The sequence below is a fragment of the Flagellimonas yonaguniensis genome (assembly GCF_029193885.1).
GTDB classification, from domain to species: Bacteria; Bacteroidota; Bacteroidia; order Flavobacteriales; family Flavobacteriaceae; genus Flagellimonas; species Flagellimonas yonaguniensis.
In genome coordinates this window covers 344,443-366,862 of record NZ_JARFVB010000002.1, presented here as the reverse complement: position 1 = coordinate 366,862, position 22,420 = coordinate 344,443, and the positions used below count along the sequence as shown (strand labels likewise).

Here is a 22,420-nt window from a genome sequence, read left to right as displayed (position 1 = left end):
TCCTGAATAATCAGAGACGAAAAATGCTAAAGCAGTTTACTGGGCCTGTGTTCAGTGGTCTCTACCGAGAAATAAACTCCTTTGGTTTTTCATTTGAATCTTTTCATTAAAGGAAAACAATGTCATATTTATTTACGTCCGAATCCGTAAGCGAAGGACATCCGGATAAGATTGCAGATCAAATCAGTGATGCATTGCTGGATAATTTTTTGGCCTTTGACCCCGAGAGCAAAGTAGCCTGTGAAACTTTAGTGACCACGGGTCAGGTGGTGTTGGCGGGAGAAGTAAAAAGTCATACCTATGTGGATTTACAGAGCATTGCCAGGGAAGTCATCAACAATATAGGGTACACCAAAGGTGAGTATAAGTTCAGCGGGGACTCCTGTGGGGTTGTTTCGTTGATTCATGAACAATCACAGGACATCAATCAAGGTGTTGACCGTGGTGCCAAGGAAGAACAAGGAGCTGGAGATCAAGGGATGATGTTCGGCTATGCCACGACAGAGACAGATAACTACATGCCTTTGGCATTGGATATCTCGCACAAGATTTTGGAGGTGTTGGCCGGTTTGAGGCGAGAGGGAACCCGAATACCCTATTTACGTCCCGATGCAAAGGCCCAGGTAACGATTGAATATTCGGATGACAATGTTCCACAGCGGATTGATACCATTGTGATTTCCACCCAACACGATGAATTTGATTCGGACGAAGCGATGCTGGCCAAGATCAAGGATGATATCATCAACATTTTGATTCCCGAGGTAAAAAAGTTGTTGCCCGAGAACATTCAAGAATTGTTCACGGACAACATCAAATATCATATCAATCCCACTGGAAAATTTGTGATTGGGGGTCCGCACGGAGATGCTGGTCTAACGGGACGAAAAATAGTGGTGGATACCTATGGCGGAAAAGGTGCTCACGGAGGAGGTGCTTTCAGTGGTAAAGACCCAAGCAAGGTAGACCGAAGTGCTGCCTATGCTGCCCGACACATGGCCAAGAACTTGGTGGCCGCAGGAGTTGCCGGTGAAATATTGGTGCAGGTAAGTTATGCCATTGGCGTGGTTGAGCCCACATCCATTTTTGTGGATACGTACAACTCTTCCAATGTGGATATGACAGATGGGGAAATAGCCCAAAAAGCATCTGAACTCTTCGATATGCGCCCCTTTGCCATTGAAGAGCGCCTTAAGCTCCGTAACCCAATTTACTTGGAAACGGCCGCTTACGGTCATTTGGGAAAAGAACCCAGAACCATGACCAAGGTCTTTGAATCTCCCTATAACGGAAGAATCGAAAAAGAAGTGGAGCTTTTCACATGGGAGAAGTTGGATATGGTGGACAAGGTAAAAGAGGCTTTCGGTTTGTAAACCACCGTTAAAAACATAGATGGAAAGGAGCTTTGACAAGGCTCCTTTTTTTATTGGTTTACTAACACGAACTTTAGTAGCTTTAGCATATCAAAAAAATAACAAAAAAATGAGAAGTTCAGTTAGAATCCTGTTCCTATGTATTTTAATGTTGGCGGTTACCGTCAGTTGTAAAAAAACCGTCAAGACCGAGGTGCAAGAAGTCGACACCTACGTGGCTGACAATTACACCAAAAAAGAAGTGGACATTGAAATGCGGGATGGGGTAAAACTGCATACCACCATTTACGCTCCAAAGGATACTTCCAAGGAGTACCCTATCATTATGCAGCGTACCCCATATAGTTCCAGACCTTATGGCGAGGGCAATTTCAGGACGAGAATCGGTCCCAATGGGCATTTGATGAAGGAAGGGAACATCATCGTTTACCAAGATGTTAGGGGAAGATGGCTCAGTGAAGGACATTATGTTAATATGCGGGCCTACATTCCCAACAAAACCTCCAATGATCAGGTGGATGAAAGTTCAGATACTTACGATACCATTGAATGGTTGGTGAACAATGTGGAAAACAACAATGGCAATGTGGGTATTTGGGGCATATCCTATCCGGGTTATTATGCCACCTACGCCACTGTGGATGCCCACCCTGCGTTGAAGGCTGCCTCACCACAGGCCTGTATCGGGGATTTCTTTTTTGATGATTTCCATCATAACGGAGCCTATTTGTTGAGCTATTTCAGGGCAACTTCACTTTTTGGAACCCCAAGACCCAATGGGGACCAGCCCATAGATACGGCTTGGTACACGCTTCCCAACCTGCCCACGGAGGATCAGTACCAGTTCTTTTTGGATGCGGGACCACTTAAAAACCTAGATCATTTCTTTGAATATGAGACTGCTGATACCCCGACCATGCGCCCTGAAGGTGTGACCGATGATTTCTTTTGGAATGAATTGAAAGAGCACCCAAATTACGATGCCATGTGGCAGAGCAGGGGTTTGATTCAACACTTGAAGAATGTAAAGAGCAGCGTGGCCACCATGATTGTAGGGGGATGGTTTGATGCCGAAGACCTCCATGGTCCTTTGGAAACCTACAAAAACATTGAAGAATATAACGAAGACAACTACAATACCATGGTGTTCGGGCCATGGGACCACGGGGCCTGGGCAAGGACAAAGCAGCGAAACGCTGTGGGCAATTACTATTTTGGGGATTCCATATCCTTGTTCTTCCAAGAAGAGATTGAAACCAAGTTTTTCAATCATTTCCTAAAAGGAGAAGGTGATGAAAATTCTGGATTGCCCGAAGCCTATGTGTTCGATACAGGTAAAAAAGAATGGAAAAAATACGATACTTGGCCGCCGGAAAATGCCGAAAAGCAGACCATGTACTTGTCCGAAGACCAAGAACTCACTTCAGAGCAACAAGGAACCACGGGGATTCAGTTCGTTAGCAATGTGAAGAAACCCGTTCCATATTCTGAAGATGTGAAAACCGTTTTTACCCCAAGAAAATATATGACTGACGATCAGCGTTTTGCTGCCCGACGTTCCGATGTCCTGGTTTTTGAAACCGATGTGATGGAGGAGGACCTGACCTTGGCCGGGGATATTTTGGCCAAACTGAAAGTGGCCACTACAGGAACCGCGGCCGATTGGATCGTAAAAGTAATCGATGTGCACCCAGCAGATATCGAGACCAATGAGGAAATGCAAGACCATCTTAAAATGAGCAATTACCATTTAATGGTAAGGAGCGAAGTCCTTCGTGGTCGATTCAGGAATGGTTTTTCAGAGCCAGAACCGTTTACGCCCAACCAAAAGACGGATGTGGACATCAAACTACAGGATGTGTTCCATACCATAAAAAAGGGGCACAAATTGCAGATTCAGGTGCAAAGTACATGGTTCCCGCTCATTGATTTGAACCCGCAGACCTATGTGGACAACATCTTTAAGGCGGACGAATCAGATTTCAAAACACAAACCCATACCGTATTTACCGATTCCAACATTGAGTTCACGGTATTGAAATAATAAAGTAACGAGTTTCGTGGGGCAGGACAATTGATGAAAATTTCCCAAAAGATTAGGAAAATCAAATTTTCCATCAGTATATTTGTCCCACGAAGTTCAAACATGTATTGTTAGTTATCAAGAAAGGTGGAGGGAATAGACCCGTTGAAGCCTTAGCAACCCTTGACGCTTGTCATGAAGGTGCTACATTCTATCCCATTTTGGGAATAGATAACATCACAGGTAGTTTCTGCCCCTTCTTTCTTATAACCTTACTATTTATTAATTGTTGACCCTCAGGGTCTATTGCTGTATATATGGATTTAAGGCATTTGGCCATATCGGATTTTAAAACATTGAGCGGGTCCGTTCAGGATATAAAGTTGTCGTACCAGACTTTTGGAAAACCCTTGCACACTGCACCCATTATTTTGGTCAACCATGCGCTCACAGGTAATTCCAACGTGGCAGGAAAAGATGGATGGTGGTCCGATCTGATTGGTGACGGAAAATGCATCGATACAGAGAAGTACACCATTTTATCCTTTAATATTCCTGGGAACGGCTTCGATGGTTTCATCATCAAAAACTATAAGGATTTTGTGGCTGGCGATATGGCCAGAATATTTCTCTGGGGATTGGAGCAATTGGAAATTGATAAACTCTTCGCCATTATCGGCGGTTCCTTGGGAGGTGGTATTGCCTGGGAAATGACGGCCACCAACCCAAATATTACGGAACATTTGATTCCTGTTGCATCGGATTGGAAATCCACGGATTGGTTGATAGCCAACTGCCAGATTCAAGAGCAGTTCTTGGTCAATTCCAAGCAGCCCGTACACGATGCCCGGATGCACGCGATGCTTTGTTACAGAACCCCGGAATCGTTCAAGGAAAGATTTAAAAGAAGCACCAACGAAGAGTTGAAAGTGTTCAACGTGGAATCTTGGTTGATGCACCACGGTAAAAAATTACAGGAACGTTTCCAGTTGTCAGCTTATAAGTTGATGAACCAACTGTTGAAATCCATCGATATCACTAGAAATGGAGAAGAAGCTTTTAAAGCGTTGCAGGAAAGCGATACCAAAATCCATATTATAGGTGTTAACTCTGATTTGTTCTTCACTGCCGAAGAAAATAAGGAAACGTTTAAACGGTTGGCACAGGCCAACACCAATGTTACTTATGGTGAGGTGCAATCCGTACATGGTCACGATGCCTTTTTGATGGAATTTGAACAATTGGAGAAATTGTTGGAGAGCGTTTTCCAAAAGAATACCGAGCGTATAAAAATTTTGAAGTTCGGAGGCAAATCCTTGGCCAATGGAGAAGGCATCCAGCGTGTATTGAAAATTATAACCAAAAGGTTTGAAGAAGATGAACACTTTGCTGTAGTGGTTTCTGCTCGTGGCAAGGCAACGGACCAATTGGAAAATTTGTTGGAAAAAGCAGCTAAGGGCGCTGACTTCAAAGCTGATCTGGGAAAGTTTGCAGACTATCAGAAAAATAATTTCGATGGTGTGGATATTGATGAAGAACTGGCCGCCATTGAGAAAATATTGAACGGGGTTTCCTTAACAGGGGATTACAGTCTTAAGATCAAGGATGAGATATTGTCCTTCGGAGAACTGTTGTCTGCCAAGTATGTGACCGCTTCTTTGAATGCATCTGGATTACAAGCAAAGCTTTTGGATTCAAGAAAGTTGATTGCAACCGATGACAACTTTAGCAATGCTGAAGTGGATCAAGGGATATCCAAGGAAAATGTGCTTCGATATTTCCATGAGTTGGAAAAGGATACCATTCCAATCGTTACTGGATTTATTGGTTCCAATCGAGATGGTTCAACCACAACTTTAGGGAGAAACGGAAGTAACTATTCCGCCGCCTTGTTGGCCAATTTTCTGGATGCTGGCGAGTTGATCAATTACACCCATGTCGATGGCATTTTTACGGCCAATCCAGATTTGGTGCAAGATGCGAAGCTGATAGATGTGATATCATACAGTGAGGCCAACGAGTTGGCAAATTTTGGGGCCAACATTTTGCACGCGAAGACCATTATCCCATTGATTGAGAAAAATATTCCGTTGCGCATCTGCAATACTTTCAACGATGATAATGAGGGTACCTTGATTGGACCAAAAACCAACAATGGTGGAATAAAGTCGTTATCCGTGCTGGAGAACATGGCACTCATCAATTTGGAGGGTAGGGGACTGCTTGGTAAAGTTGGTGTGGACATGCGGATTTTTAGGGCATTGGGCCTAAATGGTATCAGTGTGGGTATTGTTAGCCAAGGCTCGTCCGAACGGGGTATTGGTCTTGTTGTGGACGAATCCAAAGCGGAAAAGGCCAAAAAAGTACTCGACCAAGAATTCGAGACCGATTACTCTTCTCAAGATATTAACCAAATCACTGTGGTGAAAGATGTTTCCGTGATATCCATTGTGGGGATGGATTTGAGCAGTTTTCACAAGCCATTCAATGCTTTGGCGAAAAATCAAATAATTCCGCTCTTGTTCAACAATACGGTAACTGGGAAGAACGTGAGTATGGTGGTAAAGAAATCCGATCTTCACAAAGCCATCAACGTAATCCATGGACAGATTTTCGGTATTGCCAAGAAAATCAATCTGGCCTTATTTGGTCATGGCAACGTGGGAGGTACTTTGATCAGTCAGATTCTGGGCTCGGAAAAGAGTATTGAAGAGCGAAAAAGTATTGACCTAAAGGTTTTTGCTGTTGCAAATTCAAGAAAAGTACTTTTGGATGCTTCAGGAGTGGGTTCGGATTGGAAAGAACGTTTGGAAAAAGAGGGGCGACCCTATCAAATTGAAGATATAACCGCATTTGCCAAAAAGCATCACTTGGAGAACCTAATCGCGGTGGACAATACGGCGAGCAAAACATTTGTAGAGCAATACGAACCACTGATTGAGCATGGTTTTGATTTGGTTTCATCGAATAAAATTGCGAATACGCTCAGTTTTGAGAAATATAAATCGGTTAGAAAATGTTTGGATAATAATCAAAAGCAATACCTGTACGAAACCAATGTAGGGGCAGGTCTTCCACTTATAGATACCATTAAATTATTACATCTGTCCGGAGAGAATATTACCCGAATAAAAGGTGTGTTCTCGGGTTCGTTGAGTTATATTTTCAATACCTTTTCGGAGAAAGATATTTCCTTTTCAGAAATTGTAAAGGAAGCCATGGAAAGTGGATTTACTGAACCCGACCCAAGGGAGGATTTGTCTGGAAATGATGTGGGAAGGAAGTTGTTGATTTTGGCCAGGGAATTAGATCTTCAGAACGAGTTTTCCGATATTGATGTCCAAAATCTGATTCCCGAAGAGTTACAGACCTTGGATTTTGAAAAATTCATGGAGCGTATAGGGGAGATGGATAACATTTATAAAGAAATCAAGGAGAACCAAGAAGCAGGTCACGTATTACGCTATGTGGGCGACTTGCATGGTGATTTGCAACAGGACAAGGGAGTTTTGGAGGTAAAATTGGTTTCAGTGCCCAAAGGAAGTGCTTTGGGACAGGTAAAAGGCTCTGATTCCATTATTGAGATATATACAGAATCCTACGGAGAGCATCCCTTGGTGATTCAGGGAGCAGGAGCTGGGGCAGCAGTAACGGCAAGGGGTGTGTTTGGTGACATTTTAAGAATAGCAGAAAAGATATGAGCAGTAAAGGCAAAAAATTCGAGACACAGGCGATAAGAACGCAAATGGAGCGCAGTCAAAATTTGGAGCATTCCAGCCCCATTTATATGACATCCAGCTTTGTTTTTGAAGATGCAGAGGATATGCGCGCTTCTTTTGCAGAAGAAAAGCAACGGAATATTTATTCCAGATACTCCAATCCCAATTCAAACGAACTTATTGAAAAAGTATGCAAGATGGAAGGTGCGGAGAATGGTTTTGCCTATGCCTCAGGAATGGCTGCAGTGTTTTCCACCTTGGCCGCCTTGTTGGATGCTGGTGACCATGTGATATCGTCTAAAAGTATTTTTGGTTCCACACATACCCTGTTCACTCAGTTTTTTCCAAAATGGAACATCGAGACCAGCTATTTTGATGCCAATGATTTGTCTCAAATTGAAGGATTGATTCAATCCAATACCAAAATTCTTTATGCGGAAACCCCGACCAACCCAGGTGTGGATGTATTGGATTTGGAAATGTTGGCGAAGATTGCCAAAAAACATGACCTCATTTTCATTATTGATAATTGTTTTGCAACGCCCTACTTGCAACAACCCATAAAGTTTGGTGCGGATTTAGTGATTCACTCAGGTACAAAGTTAATGGACGGACAAGGACGAGTACTGGCCGGAATTACGGTGGGCAGTGGTGATTTGATGGATAAAGTCTATCGTTTTTCTCGAATAACTGGACCAGCGTTGTCGCCTTTTAATGCGTGGGTGCTTTCAAGAAGTTTGGAAACTTTGGCCATTCGGGTGGATAGACATTGTGAAAACGCTTTGAAATTGGCAACATATCTGGAAGGGCATGATAAAGTTGAGTGGGTAAAATACCCTTTCTTGAAATCACACCCAAAACACGAAATTGCCAAAAAGCAGATGAAAGCTGGGGGATGTGTGGTTGCTTTTGAGGTAAAAGGAGGTCTGGAGGCAGGACGGGAATTTTTTGACAGTATCCGATTATTGTCCCTGTCGGCTAATTTGGGGGATGCACGAAGCATCGTGACACACCCAGCGTCCACAACGCACAGCAAGCTTACCACGGAAGAGCGCAATGCCGTCGGAATTTCGGATGGAATGGTTCGGGTATCGGTAGGCTTGGAACATATTGATGACATAATTGCGGATATCGAGCAGGCTTTAGGGTAAATTCGATTACCAGCTTAATAGAGGTGAATTGCTAATTTTCCCTATATTCGTGTGATGCTCTCCAAGAAGACAAAATACGGACTCAAAGCACTTACCTATCTCGCAAAAGTTAAGGACAGGGAGCCTGTTCAGATTGCGGAAATTGCCAAATGTGAGAATATTTCCCAAAAGTTTCTGGAAAGTATTTTGCTGACCCTTCGAAGAAATGGCCTCTTGGGATCCAAAAAAGGAAAAGGGGGCGGGTATTACCTAATTAAGGAGCCCGAAGAAATCCACATGACCACGGTAATGCGAGTGCTGGAAGGCCCGATTGCTATGGTACCTTGTGTGAGCCTCAACTTCTACGAAAAATGTGACGACTGCCCGGATGAGGATGAGTGCTCCGTTCACAAACTCATGTTGCAGGTAAGGGACAGTGCATTAGAGGTATATAGGAACAATACACTGGCCGATTTGCTGTAAAAGTTTCTGAAAATTTATGCTTATTCAATAAGATTTTTTTAAAAATCAACCCTTATTTGTATATAATCTACTAAAACGATGGGATAAAAGTAATTTTAAACTTCATTTTGGTTTTTCTTCCAAAAAATAATTTTATTTTTGAAAACTCTAGTAAAACGATAGACTTTATATTTTATGGCACTCGATATTGATTTGGATTATTACAACAAGCAATTTAGGGGTATACCACCTGAAGAAATTATCAGTTGGGCTCTTCAATTGTCGAAAAAAAGAATTGTAACCACAAGCTTTGGGAAGTACTCTGCGGTACTACTCAATACATTTAGTCTGGAAGATCCCGGTATCAATGTGGTTTGGTGCGATACAGGTTATAACCTACCTGAAACTTATGAGCATGCTTCGCATCTAACTTCATTACTCAATCTTAATCTAAACACTTACGTTCCAAAAGAAACAAAGGCTTTTACCGAACATCGATTGGGATTTCCTTCGGTAGACCAGCCAGAGCATGCCGAATTCTCAGAGATTGTGAAGCTTGAGCCTTTCCGAAGAGCTTTGGCGGATTTTAAACCGGATATTTGGTTTTCCAACATTAGAATACGCCAGACCGAATTAAGAAGCTCTAAAGATATTTTAAGTTATAGCAAAGATGGAATTCTCAAAATAAGCCCTTTTTACTATTGGACAGATGAAGAACTGGATTCTTATTTAGATGCACATAACCTACCTAAGAACAGCACATATTTTGATCCGGTAAAAGCTTTGGAAAGCAGGGAGTGTGGCATTCATCTTCAATAGATGGATATAATATCCAAATCATTTTTGTTTATTAATCTATTAAAAAGATAGGAATAGTAGAATATGCAGAGTTTTAGAACAGAAATAGAAAATCCAGTTGTAGAAAAGGACATCATCGAATTGGAGAAAAAAATCCGACAGTTCAAAGGTGGTGAAGTGGATGAGGAAAAATTCCGTAGTCTTCGATTGGCCCGTGGGGTTTATGGACAACGTCAACAGGGTGTGCAAATGATTCGTATCAAGTTGCCCTACGGTAAAGTGACCTCCAATCAGTTGTTTCGAATCGCCGATGTTTCCGATGAATATTCCAGAGGGCGTTTGCACATCACTACCCGTCAGGATATCCAGATTCACTATGTGGATTTGGAACGTACCCCGGAACTTTGGGCGCAATTGGAAAAGGATCAAGTAACCCTACGTGAAGCCTGTGGGAATACAGTTCGAAACGTAACCGCAAGTGAAACGGCTGGAATCGATATGGATGAACCATTTGATGTTTCTCCCTATGCCCAAGCGGTTTTTGAATATTTCCTACGTAATCCGATCGGACAGGAAATGGGAAGAAAGTTCAAGGTTTCCTTCTCTGCCAGTGATGAAGATACGGGACTGTCCTACATGCACGATCTTGGTTTTATCGCCAAGGAAAAAGATGGTGAAAGAGGTTTTAAAGTGATGTTGGCTGGTGGTTTGGGTTCTCAACCGCGACACGCTGATGAGCTTTATGGCTTTTTGCCTACCGATAAGATTATTCCATTAATGGAAGGTGTTATTCGCGTGTTTGATAGATACGGGGAGCGTAAGAGTAGGGCCAAGGCCAGAATGAAATTTTTGTTGAAGGATATTGGTTTGGATGGATTTAAACAATTGTTGGAAGAAGAACAAATCGCCGTTCCCCATCAAACCTATCCCATCAACTTTGAGGATTATCCAAAAGTAAATATCGCTGAGGTTGAGACGCCAGAAGTTTCAATTGAAGACCAAGAAGCTTTTGAACAATGGAAGTCGACCAATCTGGTTCCTCAAAAACAAGAAGGCTATGTAGCCATCGGTATTAAAGTGCTTTTAGGTGATTTCTATACAGATAAAGCCCGTGAGTTGGCCAAATTGGTGAAAGATTATGCCGCAGGTGAGATTCGTTTGTCACTTAGGCAAAACATATTGATACCCTATGTTAAGGAGGAACTGGTTCCTTTCTTTTATCAGGAACTCAAAAAACTGGGCTTCGCCGAAGCCGGTTATAACAAGGCTTTGGATATTACAGCCTGTCCAGGAACCGATACCTGTAATCTTGGTATTGCCAGCAGTACGGGAATTGCAGACGAGTTGGAAAAGGTTATCAAAGCGGAATACCCCCAGTACATCAAAAACCCGGATGTCGTCATCAAGATCAGTGGTTGTATGAATGCATGTGGACAGCACAATATGGCCCATATCGGGTTTCAAGGCATGTCTGTTCGAACTAAGGATAAATTGGTGGCACCAGCCCTTCAGGTTTTGTTGGGAGGTGGAAACTATGGCGACGGTAAAGCAAGGTTTGCAGATAAAGTGGCCAAGATTCCAAGTAAAAGGGGGCCACAAGCATTGCGTCTTATTTTGGATGACTTCGAAGCCAACGGGAATGGAGCATCGTTCACTGACTATTATGAGGAAAAGGGACAGATTTATTTCTATGACTTCCTTAAACCATTGACCGATGTGGATAACCTGACCCAAGAAGATTTCATTGACTGGGGCAATGAGGAAAAATATAAAAAAGAGATAGGGATTGGGGAATGTGCAGGGGTTATTGTAGACCTCGTGGCTACCTTGTTTTTTGAAAGCCAGGAGAAGATTGAAAGTGCCGAAGAGGGTATCAAAGAAGGCAAATGGGCGGCAAGTATCTACTATTCTTATCAGTCCATTGTAAACTCTGCCAAGGCATTGTTGACCGCGGAAAAAGTGAAGACCAATACCCATGCGAGTATCATCAAGGATTTTGATAAGCTGTATGTGGGAACAGGAAAAATTGCCTTAGAGGGCGGGTTTGATAAAATAGCTCTTCAGTTGAACAAAAACGAACCATCCGAATCATTTGCAAAAAGCTATTTGGAAGATGCCAAAACGGTGCTGCAGCGTTTGGAAACGTTCAGAAAAATGGAGTTGGAACATGCGTAGAGGAGGAAAGTTGACGGTAGTGGGTGCAGGTCCGGGAGATGTGGATTTGATAACACTGAAAGGAGTTAAGGCCTTACAAAATGCAGATGTCGTTTTGTATGATGCATTGGTTGATTCCGAGTTGTTGGAACACGCCTCACAAGCTGAGCAAATATTTGTGGGCAAGCGCAGGGGATGCTATTCCTATCAGCAAGAACAGATCAATGATTTGATTGTTGAGCGTGCTCAACAGGGATTACATGTGGTAAGGTTAAAAGGCGGAGACCCCTTTGTGTTTGGACGAGGCGCCGAAGAAATGGAACACGCATCAGCGTTTGGAGTGGAAGTGGCGGTAGTGCCAGGGATTTCATCCTCGGTGTCCGTGCCGGCATCACAAAATATTCCCGTGACCAAAAGAGGTTCAGCCGAAAGCTTTTGGGTCATTACAGGAACCACAAAGGAGCATAAACTATCAAATGATGTGGCTCTGGCGGCAAAATCCAACGCTACCGTGATTATCTTGATGGGAATGTCCAAATTGGGGGAAATTATGGAACTCTTCAAAGAAGAGGGAAAAACAGAGACACCAGTGGCCATTATTCAAAATGGAACAACGGAAAACGAGAAAATCGGTATTGGCACTGTTGCTTCAATTGAGCACAAGGCAAAGGAGCAGCAGTTGTCCAATCCAGCCATTATAGTTATTGGCGAGGTGGTCAACCATCGTCAAAATATCTTGGATATTCAACTCGAATATCAAAATCAGGGAAAAAAATTGTTTGAAAAAGTATAAATCAATATGTCAGCTCGAGTCTAGTCGAGAGGATTTAAATGTAGAGTTATGATCAAAACAGACATCATTATAATAGGAGCGGGGCCCACAGGTTTGTTTACCGTTTTTGAAGCAGGATTGCTTAAACTAAAGTGTCATTTAATTGATGCCTTGGCACAACCAGGAGGGCAATGTTCAGAGATCTATCCTAAAAAACCCATATACGATATTCCAGCTTATCCAGAAATTTTGGCAGGTACTTTGGTGGATAACCTTATGGAGCAAATCAAACCGTTCGAGCCTGGTTTTACTTTGGGGGAACGTGCCGAAACCTTGGACAAGCAAGAAGACGGTTCCTATATTGTGACAACAAACAAGGGGACACAGCACCATGCTCCCGTAGTGGTTATTGCAGGAGGATTGGGATCTTTTGAACCTAGAAAACCTCTGATTCCAAATATTGGACTCTTTGAAAGCAAAGGGGTGGAATATATGATCAAGGATCCCGAGCAGTTTCGGGATAAAAAAGTGGTGATCTCCGGTGGAGGTGACTCTGCATTGGATTGGGCCATATTCTTGGCCGATGTAGCCTCCGAAGTTTCCTTGGTGCATCGTAGAAATGAGTTCCGTGGAGCTCTTGATTCTGTTGAGAAAGCTCGTGAGTTGGCCAAGTTGGGCAAGATTCAATTGTATACGAAAGCCGAAGTGAAAGAAATCCATGGGAAGGATGACCTTCATGCTGTTGTTATCAAATATAACGATGAAGAAAAAGAACCAACTTATGTGGAAACCGATTACTTTATTCCATTGTTCGGATTGTCTCCAAAATTGGGACCTATTGGAAATTGGGGCTTGGAAATTGAAAAAAATGCCATCAAGGTGAACAATGCCAAGGATTATCAAACCAATCTTCCAGGGGTGTTTGCCATTGGGGATGTCAATACCTATCCTGGTAAATTAAAATTGATTCTTTCTGGATTTCACGAAGCGGCCGTAATGTGCCAGTATGCCTATCAAATTATCAATCCAGATAAGCGATTCGTGATGAAGTATACTACCGTTGGTGGCGTGCAAGGATTTGATGGCTCCAAAAAGGAAGCCAAAAAAGAAGTTGTACAGAGCATCAACTAATATCATTTGTTTTTAGAAGAGAGAACACCTTCCATAAGTGATTTTGGAGGGTGTTTCTGTTTTTAGGGTATATTTGAATTTTACAAGCGTATGACAACTCCGTTCACATTAAGCGATTTTTACGGCAATCTTGGTTTGCCCATTCCTGAGAACATTGGGAAGGACATTGGGCATTTCAATGTTTTTAACATTGCCGAATATCGTACACGGTTGAACAAAGGAGAAATGCGCTATGATAGAAGGGCATACTTTAAAATTAGCCTTATCAATGGTAAAAATCGAGCTGAATATGCAGATAAGATTATTCATATCGAAGACAAGGCCCTATTGTTCGCATCACCAAAGATCCCCTATAATTATGTGCCACAAGAAGAGGAGCAATCAGGTTACTTTTGCGTGTTTACGGAAAGCTTTTTATCTAAAGATAAAAGCGGGATTATTTTGGAAAAATTGCCCATCTTCCAACCTGGAGGATATCCCATACTCGATATCTCCGATGAGGATTATGGGGAAGTCGAACGGCTGTTTGCTAAAATGGACAAGGAACTCTCGTCCGACTATCCCTTCAAGTTCGATTTGATCCGTGCTTATGTGATCGAACTGTTGCATATAGGTCAAAAGTTGCATCCAGTTCAACCACAAGCAAGTGGAAAAAATGCAGCGATTCGAATTACCGATATGTTCGTGGAGTTGTTGGAAAGGCAATTCCCTATAAATGCTCCAGTCCAAAGATTAATGCTGAAAACAGCCAACGATTTTGCAGAACGCTTGGCTGTGCACGCCAATCATCTAAATAAAGTACTTAAAGAGACCACAGGGAGCACTACAACAGCAATTATTCATGCCAGAATATTTGAAGAAGCCAAAATACTGCTCAACAACACTGACTGGAACATATCCGAAATCGCATTCAGTCTAGGTTTTGAAGAGGTGGCACACTTTTCCAATTTCTTTAAAAAACACGCACACTTATCCCCAATGAAGTTTAGGACTTCCGTCAAAGTTTGATTTTTGCAAAAAAGGGATTGATGCTTGCAATCTCCAAAAGGCATATCCAGCTAATTTTGTTTTGTAATCAAAAAATCAAATAAAATGAGCAAAGAAAAATTAGTATTGGTCACAGGTGGTAGCCGTGGATTGGGAGAAAATATGGCTATCAAATTGGCCGAAAAAGGTTTGAACGTCCTAATTACCTATCAAAGTAATAATGAAGAGGCGGACAAAACTGTAAAAGAAGTTGAAAAATTTGGTCAAAAAGCATATGCGCTCCAATTGGATGTGGCAGAAAACAACAGTTTTGATGCTTTTGTGAATGAAGTAAAAAAGGTGCTGGATTCTCATTTTGGGACATCAAAAATTGATTACTTGATTAACAATGCTGGAATTGGAATCAACGCACCGATTACCGAGACTACTGAAGAACAATTGGATGCTCTTGTGGACATTCATTTTAAAGGAGCATTTTTCTTGACACAGAAACTTTTGCCCATTCTTTCGGATGGGGGAGGTATCGTGAATATTTCAAGCGGGTTGGCGCGTTTTTCATTTCCTGGCTATTCGGTGTACGGCTCAATGAAAGCGGCTATTGAGGCCCTGACCCGATATCAGGCCAAAGAATTGGGGGTGCGTCAAATCAGGTCGAATGTGGTGGCGCCAGGAGCCATTGAAACGGATTTTGGAGGCGGTACCAACAAGAATGATGAGGATAAAAGAGCGGCCATTTCCAATTTTACTGCCTTGGGTCGAGTTGGAATCCCTAGTGACATTGGAGGAGTTGTTGCTTTTTTATGTACCGAGGATGCCAAGTGGGTCAATGCACAGCGCATAGAGGTTTCAGGAGGAATGATGGTGTAAGAACATCACAGAAAATATTAAGAAATGGGTTGAGTGATCAATCCGTTTTTTTATTGTTTGTTTTCTAAAAATTCAAGGGCTTTTTTTGCTTTTCACTAAGGAGTGCCGTTTCTTTGCAGTTCAGTTCATTTATAAATTGAAAGTGTTATCAAGAAAGGTGGAGGGATTGGACCCTGTGAAGCCTTAGCAACCCTCGACTTCGAGAAGGTGCTACATTCTACCCTTGTCTTGGATTTTTTCAAGACCTTTTAGGAAGTTTAACCTGTAAGGGGAAGGATAACGAAGGAATACAACACCGTATCCACCCACTTTTCTTGATTTCATAACACCCTTTTTTGAAGGAAGATTGTACTATGGAAAAAATTGAAGACATATTGAAGAAACGGATTTTAGTATTGGATGGGGCAATGGGCACCATGCTGCAACGCTATAAATTCAATGAAGCCGATTTTAGGGGAGAACGTTTCAAGGATTGGCCAAGTGATCTTCAAGGAAACAACGATTTGTTGTCCTTGACCCAATCTGAAGCTGTGAAAGAAGTTCATCGGAAGTTTTTGGAAGCCGGTGCGGACATTATTGAAACCAATACCTTTTCTGGTACTACCATCGCCATGGCAGACTACCACATGGAAGAATTGGTATATGAATTGAATTTTGAATCCGCTAAGATTGCAAGGGAGGTAGCCGACGAATTCACCAAAAAAAATCCAAACAAGCCTAGGTTTGTAGCGGGAAGTATTGGCCCTACCAATAAAACGGCCAGTATGTCGCCAGATGTTAATGACCCTGGCTACCGTGCTGTATCTTTTGATGAACTTCGTATCGCATATAAACAACAGATAGAGGCCTTACTCGATGGCGGAGTGGATATTTTATTGGTAGAGACCATATTTGACACCCTTAACGCCAAAGCAGCCCTTTTTGCCATAGAAGAGGTAAAGGATGAACGCAATATTGAAGTACCAATAATGGTCAGTGGAACCATTACCGATGCTTCGGGAAGAACATTGTCTGGACAGACAGCCGAAGCCTTTTTGATTTCCGTTTCCCATATCCCGATATTATCGGTCGGCTTTAATTGTGCCTTGGGAGCCAAACAATTGGTGCCTCATTTGGAGGTGGTGTCGGCTAAATCAGAATTTGCCGTTTCTGCTCACCCAAATGCAGGACTACCCAACGCCTTTGGAGAATATGACGAAACACCCGAGCAAATGGCCGTGCAGATCAAGGAATATGCGGATAAAGGATTAGTGAATATTGTTGGTGGTTGTTGTGGAACCACTCCAGAGCACATTAAGGCCATTGCCGATGTGGTAAAAGATTATAAACCGAGAAAACTTCTGACTCCAGCATAGCTTAAGTTTATGGCAACGAACAACGAACAACGATATTTAAAACTTTCAGGCCTCGAGCCCTTGGTCGTAACCCCAGATAGTAATTTCATCAATGTGGGGGAACGTACCAATGTAGCTGGTTCCAAACGGTTTTTACGGCTCATCAAAGAAGAAAAATTCGACGAAGCCTTGGATGTTGCACGAAATCAAGTCGAAGGCGGTGCCCAAATCATCGATGTTAATATGGACGATGGTCTGATCGATGGTAAGGAAGCTATGGTCAAATTCCTCAATCTTATTGTCTCAGAGCCGGATATTGCCCGAGTACCCATCATGATCGATAGTTCCAAGTGGGAAATCATCGAGGCCGGATTACAGGTGGTGCAAGGGAAATGTGTGGTGAATTCCATCAGCCTCAAGGAAGGGGAAGAGGAATTTATCGGTCATGCCAAGTTGATCAAGCGCTACGGGGCCGCAGTAATTGTTATGGCTTTTGACGAAGTAGGTCAGGCTGATAACTTGCAGCGTAGAATCGAAATTGCCAAGCGTTCCTACGATGTGCTGGTCAACAAGGTCAATTTTCCACCAGAGGATATCATTTTCGATCTCAATATCTTTCCAGTGGCCACCGGAATGGAGGAGCATAGGCGCAATGCCGTCGATTTCATAGAAGCCACCAGGTGGGTAAAGGAAAATCTACCTTATTGCAGTGTAAGTGGGGGAGTGAGCAATGTTTCCTTTTCGTTCAGGGGGAACAACCCTGTTCGTGAAGCCATTAACTCGGCCTTTTTGTTCCATGCCATAAAAGCAGGGATGAACATAGGAATCGTTAACCCGACCATGTTGGAGGTGTACGATGATATTCCCAAAGACCTGTTGGAGTATGTGGAAGATGTACTGTTGGATAGAAGGGACGATGCCACAGAAAGACTTTTGGAGTTCGCAGAGACAGTTGTAGGTACCAAAAAAGAATCAAAAGTTGACCTATCCTGGAGGGAGGAACCGATTCAAGATAGGATTACACGTGCCCTGGTCAAAGGAATCGATCAGTACATTATTGAAGATGTGGAAGAAGCGCGTCAACAGGCAGCCAAGCCTTTGCAAGTAATCGAAGGTAATTTGATGACCGGGATGAATGTTGTTGGAGATTTGTTCGGAAGCGGAAAAATGTTTTTGCCACAAGTGGTAAAATCCGCTAGGGTCATGAAAAAGGCCGTTGCCTATTTAACACCTTATATCGAAGCATCCAAGGACGAAAATGCGAAGGCAGCAGGTAAAATTTTAATGGCTACCGTAAAAGGTGATGTACACGATATCGGTAAAAACATCGTAAGTGTGGTACTGGCCTGCAACAATTACGAAATTGTGGATTTGGGGGTGATGGTGCCACCGGAAAAAATCATCAATAAGGCAAAGGAAGAGCAAGTGGATATTATTGGCTTGAGCGGACTTATTACACCGTCTTTGGATGAAATGGTGTTTTTGGCCAAGGAAATGGAACGTCAAAACTTTGAAGTACCCCTTTTGATCGGAGGAGCTACGACAAGTAAAGCCCATACCGCTGTTAAGATTGACCCACAATATAGAAATGCAGTGGTGCATGTGAACGATGCTTCTAGAGCGGTAACAGTGGTAGGGGACTTGTTGCATCACGAAACAGCAGTTACCTATAAAAAATCCATCAAACTGGATTACGAGAGTTTTAGGGAGAAGTTTCTAAAGCGTGGGAAGCAAAAGGAGTACTTGACCTTGGAGCAAGCACGGAAGAACAAACTTCAAATCGATTGGAATCCATCGGACATAAAAAAACCGAACCAGTTGGGCGTTGAGGTCTGGGAAGATTTTGATCTGACCAAATTGGAAGAATTTATTGATTGGTCCCCATTCTTCCGAAGCTGGGACCTGCACGGTAAATATCCCGATATTTTGACGGATAAGGTCGTTGGCGAGCAGGCCAGAGAACTTTTTGAGGATGCCCAAGTGCTTTTGAAGAAAGTCTTGAGTGGGAAACTATTGAAGGCCAAGGCCATTTTTGGATTGTTTCCGGCCAATCAAATTGATGATGATGATATTGAGGTTGTCAAGGATGGGGAAACCTTCATTTTTAGAACACTGCGCCAACAGTTGAAAAAACGCGAAGGGGTTCCCAATATCGCCTTGGCGGATTTTATTGCTCCGAAAAATGCTGGAATTCAGGATTATATAGGCTGTTTTTGTGTAAGCACGGGATTCGGTACGCAAGAATTGGCCGCCGAATTCGAAAAGAACCATGATGATTACAATTCCATTATGATCAAAGCCTTGGCAGACCGATTCGCAGAGGCTTTTGCAGAATATCTGCACAAAGAGGTACGAACAAAATTCTGGGGCTACGCCGTTGACGAAGAATTGGATAATACAGAACTCATCAAAGAAAAATATAGAGGAATTAGACCTGCGCCTGGCTACCCCGCTTGTCCAGACCATTTGGAAAAGTTGACCATTTGGGAAATGATGGAGGTAGAGGAAAAAATAGGTGTGAAATTGACCGATAGCTTGGCCATGTGGCCAGCTGCCAGTGTCAGTGGCTATTACTTTGGACACCCAGAAGCAAAGTATTTTGGATTGGGAAAAATAAAGCAGGATCAAGTAAAGGATTTTGCTGAGCGAAAAAATATAAATTTGGAGAAAGCCCAAAAGTGGCTGGCTCCCAATATTGTTGATGAGTAATAGTTTTGGGATATTATAGTTTGCCAAGATTCAACCATCAACTAAAAACGATTAACGGACAACCGTAAAATGAAAATTACCGACCACATAAAAAAAGCAAACGGAGAAACGCTTTTCAGTTTTGAAATTGTACCACCCGTAAAAGGAAAGAGCATTCAAGAGTTGTACAATAACATAGATCCTTTAATGGAGTTCAAACCTCCGTTCATTGATGTGACTACCTCAAGGGAAGAGTATGTCTATAAGGAGAAAGGTGGGTTGTTGGAAAAAAAGATGACACGAACCCGCCCTGGAACTTTGGGCATTTGTGCCTCATTGAAGCATAAATATGATGTGGACACCGTTCCCCATGTGCTCTGTGGAGGTTTTACCAAGGAAGAAACTGAATATTTATTGGTGGACTGTCAGTATTTGGAGATAGAAAATGTAATGGCACTTCGTGGGGATGCCCGAAAAGAGGAGAAATACTTCACACCTACCAAAGGAGGGCATCGGTATGCCACCGAATTGGTAGAGCAGATTCAAAATATCAATCAGGGAAACTATTTACATGATACCATTGAATCCAGTGGTTTGGGTAGTTTCTGTATTGGTGTGGCAGGCTATCCAGAAAAACACATGGAAGCACCATCCCTGCAATCCGATTTGAAACGCTTGAAACAAAAGGTGGAATTGGGAGCAGATTATGTGGTCACCCAGATGTTTTTTGACAATCAAAAGTTCTTTGATTTTGTTGGGGCCGCACGTGAAATGGGCATCGATATACCGATTATTCCAGGAATCAAGCCGATTGCCGTTAAACGTCATTTGCAATTGCTGCCCCATGTTTTCAGCATAGACCTTCCTCAAGATTTGATTGATGCTGTGGAAGCATGCCAAGATAACAAGGCAGTACGTCAAGTAGGGGTGGAGTGGGCCATTCAGCAGTCCAAGGAATTAAGGGAAGCAGGCGTGCCCGTATTGCATTATTACTCCATGGGAAAATCAGATAATGTAAAGGCCATAGCCAAGGAACTTTTTTAATTTCCTACTTTAGCGCCCCATGAGGCACCTACTTTATCTGGTATTTCTGTTATGTTTTTGCTTTGGATTCTCACAAGATGGAGATGTCCCAAAACAATATACATTGGATGTAAGCCAATATTATGGCTCTGTACTGTTGCATAATCCTGACATTTCCCACTTGATTACCGATCATCCGGGAGGTATTATTGTGGGGTTTAACAGAAAACGTTTTGGTCATGAGGATTGGGAGGCGGATTTAGGCTATCCAGATACAGGTTTTTCGTTCGTCTATCAAGATATGAACAATACGACCCTTGGAAAGCATTTTGGGTTGTATGCGCACTATAATTTCTATTTTTTCAAACGAAATCTTCAGTTTAGGGTAGCACAGGGTATCGCCTACAACACTAATCCATACGATAGAACTGAAAACTTCAGGAACAATGCCTATGGGAGTCACTTGTTGAGTTCTACCATGCTCATGTTCAACTATCACAAGGAAAATATTGTGGCAGGATTGGGTTTTAAGGCTGGTATTTCCCTAATCCACTATTCCAACGCCAATTTCAAGGCACCGAATACGTCTACTAACACCATCGCCTTTAATTTTGGGCTGACTTACGATTTAGAAAAGGATGGGACTTTTGAATATTTGGTCCCCGAAGCAAAGGAAAAAATAACCGAACCGATTCGATATAACTTGGTGCTCCGTGGAGGAGCCAACGAGAGTGATGTCATTAATATGGGCCAATATGGCTTTGCCATTGTTTCGGCTTATGCAGATAAACGTTTGGGGAACCGGAGTGCCATTCAGTTGGGTACAGATGTGTTCTTTTCCAATTTTTTAAAGGAATTGATACGTTACCAAGCTATATCGTTTCCTGAATTGGATGTATCCCCGGATACCGATTACAAGCGCGTAGGTGTGTTTTTGGGGCACGAACTTTTTGTGAACAAATTAAGTGTGGTGGCCCAATTGGGTTATTATGTCTATTATCCTTTTGATTTTGAGGGAAGAATGTACAACCGAATCGGTTTGAAACGATATTTTGGAGATAAGATATTCGGAGCGGTAACCCTAAAATCACATGGTGCCAAAGCAGAAGCCATTGAATTTGGAATAGGTGTCAGATTATAGAATTGAGATGTTGGAAGTTGGAAATTTATTTAGGTTTAAGGATGTCATCTCGAGCGCAGTCGAGAGGTACTTCGTGTTGGCTATTTTTCTAATATTGATTTCTTGCAACGGCGATAACGTTCCCGATTGTTTTCGAAATGCTGGAGAAATGGTAAGGCAACCAGTTGATGTTGCAGAATTTAACGCTATCACGGTTTTTGAAAACCTGAACGTGGTCTTGAAACAGGGTGATGAACAACAGGTCGAAGTGGAAACTGGGGAGTATCTCTTGAACGATGTCTCTGTGGAGGTAAAGGATAACCGCCTTGTGCTTCGCAATGAAAACAGTTGTAATTATGTTAGGGATTACGGCTTGACCACGGTCTATATTACTTCGCCTAACATTACTGAAATTCGAAGCAGTACAGGTCTGTTGATTTCCAGTGATGGGGTTCTGAATTACCCCGGCCTCACACTATTGGCTGAAAGCTATTCCAATCCCGAAACCGAAACCACGGATGGCTCTTTCGATTTAAACCTGAATTCAACCACGGTCAGAATATTGGTCAATGGGATAGCCTATTTCAAGCTTCAAGGAAATACGGAAAATTTGAATGTGACCGTTGCCGCTGGGGATTCCAGGATTGAAGCTAACCAATTAATAGCGAATAGGGCAATTGTTAGCCATAGGGGTTCCAATGATGTTTTTGTGAATCCGCAACAAAGTTTGAGCGGCGTAATCAGGGGAACAGGAAATGTGATCAGTGTAAACATCCCTCCTGAAGTGGATGTTGATGAATTGTTCACAGGTAAGTTGATATTTGAAGATTGATATGGTT

General features: G+C 42.5%; 16 protein-coding genes and 2 riboswitches. All 16 genes read left to right on the top strand.

What is annotated here, in order from left to right; genetic code table 11:
- Positions 1-119 precede the first annotated feature (119 nt).
- The 16 genes from metK to PY092_RS05970 all read left to right on the top strand — a co-directional run bounded on the left by metK (position 120) and on the right by PY092_RS05970 (position 22,413).
- Positions 120-1,373 (top strand): methionine adenosyltransferase, encoded by a 1,254-nt coding sequence (metK, locus tag PY092_RS06045; RefSeq protein ID WP_275614945.1) that lies wholly within the window; start codon positions 120-122, stop codon positions 1,371-1,373.
- 109 nt (positions 1,374-1,482) lie between these two features.
- Positions 1,483-3,417: a CocE/NonD family hydrolase gene (locus PY092_RS06040; RefSeq protein WP_275614944.1), complete on the top strand. Its 1,935-nt coding sequence runs from the start codon at positions 1,483-1,485 to the stop codon at positions 3,415-3,417.
- Between the two features lie 111 nt (positions 3,418-3,528).
- A riboswitch (SAM riboswitch) is annotated at positions 3,529-3,634 on the top strand.
- Between the two features lie 79 nt (positions 3,635-3,713).
- On the top strand, positions 3,714-7,097 hold the full coding sequence (gene thrA, locus PY092_RS06035; protein WP_275614943.1) for a bifunctional aspartate kinase/homoserine dehydrogenase I: 3,384 nt from the start codon (positions 3,714-3,716) through the stop codon (positions 7,095-7,097).
- Positions 7,094-8,266, top strand: a complete 1,173-nt coding sequence (locus tag PY092_RS06030) for a trans-sulfuration enzyme family protein (RefSeq protein ID WP_275614942.1) — start codon at positions 7,094-7,096, stop codon at positions 8,264-8,266. Before thrA ends, PY092_RS06030 begins: the two co-directional genes overlap by 4 nt.
- Before the next feature lie 54 nt (positions 8,267-8,320).
- Positions 8,321-8,728: an RrF2 family transcriptional regulator gene (locus tag PY092_RS06025; protein ID WP_275614941.1), complete on the top strand. Its 408-nt coding sequence runs from the start codon at positions 8,321-8,323 to the stop codon at positions 8,726-8,728.
- A 174-nt stretch (positions 8,729-8,902) separates the two neighbouring features.
- On the top strand, positions 8,903-9,526 hold the full coding sequence (locus PY092_RS06020) for a phosphoadenosine phosphosulfate reductase domain-containing protein (protein WP_275614940.1): 624 nt from the start codon (positions 8,903-8,905) through the stop codon (positions 9,524-9,526).
- A gap of 63 nt (positions 9,527-9,589) precedes the next feature.
- On the top strand, positions 9,590-11,680 hold the full coding sequence (locus PY092_RS06015) for a HEPN domain-containing protein (RefSeq protein ID WP_275614939.1): 2,091 nt from the start codon (positions 9,590-9,592) through the stop codon (positions 11,678-11,680).
- Positions 11,673-12,452: a uroporphyrinogen-III C-methyltransferase gene (cobA, locus tag PY092_RS06010; protein WP_275614938.1), complete on the top strand. Its 780-nt coding sequence runs from the start codon at positions 11,673-11,675 to the stop codon at positions 12,450-12,452. Before PY092_RS06015 ends, cobA begins: the two co-directional genes overlap by 8 nt.
- 48 nt (positions 12,453-12,500) lie before the next feature.
- The gene (locus PY092_RS06005; protein ID WP_275614937.1) at positions 12,501-13,562 is read left to right on the top strand and encodes an NAD(P)/FAD-dependent oxidoreductase; all 1,062 of its coding nucleotides are present in this window, start codon (positions 12,501-12,503) and stop codon (positions 13,560-13,562) included.
- 90 nt (positions 13,563-13,652) lie between these two features.
- Complete coding sequence (locus tag PY092_RS06000) at positions 13,653-14,570, top strand: helix-turn-helix domain-containing protein (RefSeq protein WP_275614936.1); 918 nt, start codon at positions 13,653-13,655, stop codon at positions 14,568-14,570.
- An 84-nt stretch (positions 14,571-14,654) separates the two neighbouring features.
- On the top strand, positions 14,655-15,416 hold the full coding sequence (locus tag PY092_RS05995) for an SDR family NAD(P)-dependent oxidoreductase (protein ID WP_275614935.1): 762 nt from the start codon (positions 14,655-14,657) through the stop codon (positions 15,414-15,416).
- A 142-nt stretch (positions 15,417-15,558) separates the two neighbouring features.
- A riboswitch (SAM riboswitch) is annotated at positions 15,559-15,699 on the top strand.
- Positions 15,700-15,769: 70 nt separating this feature from the next.
- Positions 15,770-16,771 carry a homocysteine S-methyltransferase family protein gene (locus PY092_RS05990; protein ID WP_275614934.1) on the top strand — a complete coding sequence of 334 codons (1,002 nt, stop codon included), beginning with the start codon at positions 15,770-15,772 and terminating at the stop codon, positions 16,769-16,771.
- A 9-nt stretch (positions 16,772-16,780) separates the two neighbouring features.
- Positions 16,781-19,459: a methionine synthase gene (gene metH, locus PY092_RS05985; protein ID WP_275614933.1), complete on the top strand. Its 2,679-nt coding sequence runs from the start codon at positions 16,781-16,783 to the stop codon at positions 19,457-19,459.
- 69 nt (positions 19,460-19,528) lie between these two features.
- A complete protein-coding gene (metF, locus tag PY092_RS05980) occupies positions 19,529-20,482 on the top strand; it encodes a methylenetetrahydrofolate reductase [NAD(P)H] (RefSeq protein WP_275614932.1) in 954 nt (317 codons plus the stop codon).
- Positions 20,483-20,501: 19 nt separating this feature from the next.
- Positions 20,502-21,602: an acyloxyacyl hydrolase gene (locus tag PY092_RS05975; protein ID WP_275614931.1), complete on the top strand. Its 1,101-nt coding sequence runs from the start codon at positions 20,502-20,504 to the stop codon at positions 21,600-21,602.
- On the top strand, positions 21,589-22,413 hold the full coding sequence (locus PY092_RS05970; RefSeq protein WP_275614930.1) for a head GIN domain-containing protein: 825 nt from the start codon (positions 21,589-21,591) through the stop codon (positions 22,411-22,413). The genes PY092_RS05975 and PY092_RS05970 overlap by 14 nt, the downstream gene beginning before the upstream one ends.
- Positions 22,414-22,420 lie beyond the last annotated feature (7 nt).